Origin of the sequence: Christensenella sp. (assembly GCF_034927525.1) — a bacterium.
In the GTDB taxonomy this organism is placed as follows: domain Bacteria; phylum Bacillota; class Clostridia; order Christensenellales; family Christensenellaceae; genus Christensenella.
In genome coordinates, this window is sequence record NZ_JAYFPU010000023.1 from 1 (window position 1) to 3,537 (window position 3,537).

Annotated in this window: 6 protein-coding genes; 5 read left to right on the forward strand and 1 reads right to left on the reverse strand. The window is 34.9% G+C overall.

Annotated elements, in window-relative coordinates:
- From VB081_RS00785 to VB081_RS00800, 4 genes are all read left to right on the forward strand, one after another.
- On the forward strand, positions 1-405 hold a 405-nt coding region (locus VB081_RS00785; protein ID WP_323398966.1), incomplete at its 5' end, for an HAD-IC family P-type ATPase.
- Positions 406-527: 122 nt separating this feature from the next.
- Positions 528-1,001 carry a Csac_0668 family 2Fe-2S cluster-binding (seleno)protein gene (locus tag VB081_RS00790; RefSeq protein ID WP_323398967.1) on the forward strand — a complete coding sequence of 158 codons (474 nt, stop codon included), beginning with the start codon at positions 528-530 and terminating at the stop codon, positions 999-1,001.
- A 307-nt stretch (positions 1,002-1,308) separates the two neighbouring features.
- Positions 1,309-1,887 (forward strand): hypothetical protein, encoded by a 579-nt coding sequence (locus VB081_RS00795; RefSeq protein WP_323398968.1) that lies wholly within the window; start codon positions 1,309-1,311, stop codon positions 1,885-1,887.
- Between the two features lie 128 nt (positions 1,888-2,015).
- Positions 2,016-2,717, forward strand: coding sequence for a hypothetical protein (locus tag VB081_RS00800; protein ID WP_323398969.1), 702 nt, complete (start codon positions 2,016-2,018; stop codon positions 2,715-2,717).
- Positions 2,718-2,742: 25 nt separating this feature from the next.
- Here VB081_RS00800 and VB081_RS00805 read toward each other — a convergent pair whose 3' ends face one another.
- On the reverse strand, positions 2,743-2,985 hold the full coding sequence (locus VB081_RS00805) for a helix-turn-helix domain-containing protein (RefSeq protein ID WP_323398970.1): 243 nt from the start codon (positions 2,983-2,985) through the stop codon (positions 2,743-2,745).
- 102 nt (positions 2,986-3,087) lie between these two features.
- Here VB081_RS00805 and VB081_RS00810 point away from each other — a divergent pair.
- Positions 3,088-3,537, forward strand: a 450-nt coding sequence (locus VB081_RS00810; protein ID WP_323398971.1) for an SLOG family protein, incomplete at its 3' end; no start/stop codon positions are given.

Below are 3,537 nucleotides of genomic sequence, written 5' to 3' on the forward strand. Positions count from 1 at the left end.
TTGCCAGCAGACAAAGTTGAAAAACTAGAAGAATTATTTTCGCAAAAATCTAAAAAAGGTAAACTTGCTTTTGTTGGTGACGGAATCAATGATGCACCTGTATTAGCTCGTGCAGACATTGGAATAGCAATGGGTGGTTTAGGTTCTGATGCGGCCATTGAAGCTGCTGATATTGTAATTATGACTGATGAGCCATCGAAAATTGCTACTGCAATGAAGATTTCTAAAAAGACACTAAAAATTGCACATCAAAACATAGTATTTGCAATTGGAATAAAAATAATTGTTCTTATTTTGAGTGCTTTTGGAATAACTACTATGTGGGCAGCTATATTTGCAGATGTAGGTGTAACTATCATTGCAGTATTAAATGCTTTTAGAGCCTTGAATGTTAAAAATCTGTAGTATTACGAAAATATAGTTTTTTTATCGCCGATTGGGAGTAGAATTCATCTTAATCGGCGAATTTTGATAGCAGGCAGTGTGCATCTTCTTTTAATGCGAAGCAAAGACGAGGAGGATATATAATGAACAATGTTAATGAATGTTGCCATGAGTGCAATACACAGAAAATAGATCAAACTAAGGATAATTGCCCGGTATGCAATAAAGGAGGAATTTCTGTTAGTAAAGTGACCGTTGAGCACTTAGTAACAGACGATTATCTCAAGTTAGTAGATGGGGAGCAATATAAGATTTGCATGAATGGAGATTGTAGTGTTGTCTACTATAACGTTGATAATGGGGTAAGATTCTTAAAAGAACAAGTTAAAGTTCCTGTCTGGTTTAAGAAAGATGCAGATCCTAAGTATGCTTGTTATTGTAGCGAAGTCACAGAAGGTCAGGTAATTGAAGCAGTTGTAAAGCATGGTGCGAAAACCGTAAAAGAAATAAATGCCATAACAGGAGCAATGAAAAATCCTAATTGTAAAGAAAACAATCCGTTGGGGGTTTGTTGTCATAAGATTATTCAGGAAGCTATCGATAAAGGCTTAAAGTAAAATGATTCAAGTCGATATGTTCCCCAATACCTCGAATGAAAAAATGCCGTGGATTTGTTTCCGAGAACGGACGGCTCGAAAGACATCAATACTGTCCTCTCGAGCCACGTTGACGCGCTAATACTGATGACGAAATGTGGTTCGGATGGAGAAAAGTAGCGTTCAAACACAATATGTTGTGGTTTTGGACTGATTTTGAGGCTTAAAAATGGGCAAAAAAGTGCTGTTTTTGAGCCTTAAAAAATGGTAAAAATATAGATGACATTTTAAATTCATAGGAAAATGAGTGATTCAGAGACTTCAATAGTTGAAAAAGCAATTTGTGAAAGTTAAAGTAGGAAAGGGTGAAATAATGGTGAATGATAAATTTGGTGGTATAGAATTCCCTGGTAATTTTAATCTTGATTTAACTAAAACTGTTAATTTGGCTTCAGGTGTACAGGCTCAAATTGATGAAAGTAATAGACTAACCATGCAACTTGCCGAGGAAGCATATAATAATCGTCAAAGAGAGTTAAAAGCCATTGAGCAAACCGCAATGAATACAGCAGAAACAAATGTTCAATTACAGAAAGTAGTGGATAATCAAAATGCATATATTGATATATTGAAAGAGCAGTTGGCTACGCAGAAGAAGCAAATGGAACTGAATGAAGAGCAATTGGGAATTCTTTATAATATCTTTGCATCAGGAGAAGATGGAGTTATTGTTGAAAAGGAAATCATGAAACTTATTCAGGATCAAATAGATACAAGCCACCCACTTTGGGATTATGTTAAAGATAAAGGCGGAGATATTGCAGTAGCTGGAGTTACCACTGGGGCACCCGTTATATATGCTTCGATAAAGATGTATTTAGCATCAAAAGGAATAATGTTGCCGTAACAGACATTGCGGTTAATCGAATCAAATAAATGAAAAATTATGAGGCAGAGTTTTTAGGCCAACTTAAATGACCTATAGACTCTGCCTCTTTTTTTATACCCAAAATCAGAAAGAGAGGAAAGATTACAATGTCAAAATTATTTATGTATGGCACAAGGTTACAGGAATTTGAGCAAATGATGATGCTTGTGCCAAATTTTACTAAGCGAGGGAAAGGATTGATTATATTAAAAGGATTTCCATTCAATAAAGAAGAAACCACCTGTCGGTTTTGCACTGAATATCCAAAATGCAAGAATGATGAAAGTAAGTGCTTAGTCATATCTGAAAGATTGAAAGCTAACTCAGTATGCTATGAAAGCATAGTTAAAAATACTTTTAAAGATTTCAGAGAATATAATTTAAAAAAAAGATTGAGTAAATTGATTTTAGAGTTTAACGGTGATTTCTTTTGTGACAGCTGTCACCGACAGCGATTTGAAAATATTATTAACATTAAAAACAGAGTGGTAAAGAAGATTGATTATCAATTTCTTGCCACTCTGTTTTTGCTTACAGCAGATCATGAACTTTGGGAATGGTCTAACCCACATATTTATTTAACAAAGGTTGATTTTAAATCAATCCATCTAAAAGGGATTGATACCAACAGATATGCTGTCTATCAAACAGCAAAGACAATATCTACAGGAAAAGAATATATTAAGTTGAATGAAATTGCCGATGAAAGTCTTATTGATGAGAAAACCTTTCAAGCTATCGTTCATGCCATACTCCTTGCCAAGTATGGGCAAGAGGTATTAAGTATTGCAAATAAAAAGAGCCTGTAAAAAACAGACTCTGTATCAGCGAGATTTACTTTTCATAGGTCATCAATTCGGAAATCGCGCAATCCAAAACAAAGCAGATACGAGTGAGGACATCAATATCCATACGCTCAATATTTCCGTTGTACCATTTATCGGCTACTTCAAAACGAATGTTGGCAAGTTTAGCAAGCTTGCTTCTGGTCATATCTTTGCTATCCATGATTTCTTTTACATGAAAGCTGATTTTTCCGTAATCCTTAATTTCAAAAATCGAGTTGCTGTTGTTCATATTAACCACCTCTCTATAACTATTCTATATGCAACATTACGTATTGACTATATACATATAAATAGATACTATGTATATAGTATAAAAAGGAGGAATAAAACTATGCAGAAAAAAGAAAACACTATATGCTTTAGCGGTCATCGGAGTGAAAAGCTCCCGCAAAGCAAGAAGCAGCTGGAAAAACTTAAAGAAAGACTGTGGGAAGAAATCGACGAGGCAATCGCAGATGGTGTAAACACTTTCTACTTCGGAGCCTGTTATGGATTTGATTTATTGTGTGCAGATACTGTACTGAAACGAAAAAAGGTTATCAAACCAAACGATCCAAAAGAAATTAGATTGATTGCTGTGATACCATTTGAAGAACAGGCAAAAAAATGGGATGAAACAAATAGGGACATGTATTATGACATATTGCAAAAGTGTGATGAAGCGTTAATGCTGAATACATATTATTGCCCAGGCTGTTATAACCAGAGAAACCGATACATGGTGGAGCAAAGCAGTAAAATGATATGTTACTATGACGGAGGTAAAGGCGGTACAGCATAT

Coding starts and splice junctions, on each gene's coding strand:
- VB081_RS00790 (WP_323398967.1), top strand. CDS start 528: ATGAACAATGTTAATGAATGTTGCCATGAGTGCAATACACAGAAAATA.
- VB081_RS00800 (WP_323398969.1), top strand. CDS start 2,016: ATGTCAAAATTATTTATGTATGGCACAAGGTTACAGGAATTTGAGCAA.
- VB081_RS00805 (WP_323398970.1), bottom strand. CDS start 2,985: ATGAACAACAGCAACTCGATTTTTGAAATTAAGGATTACGGAAAAATC.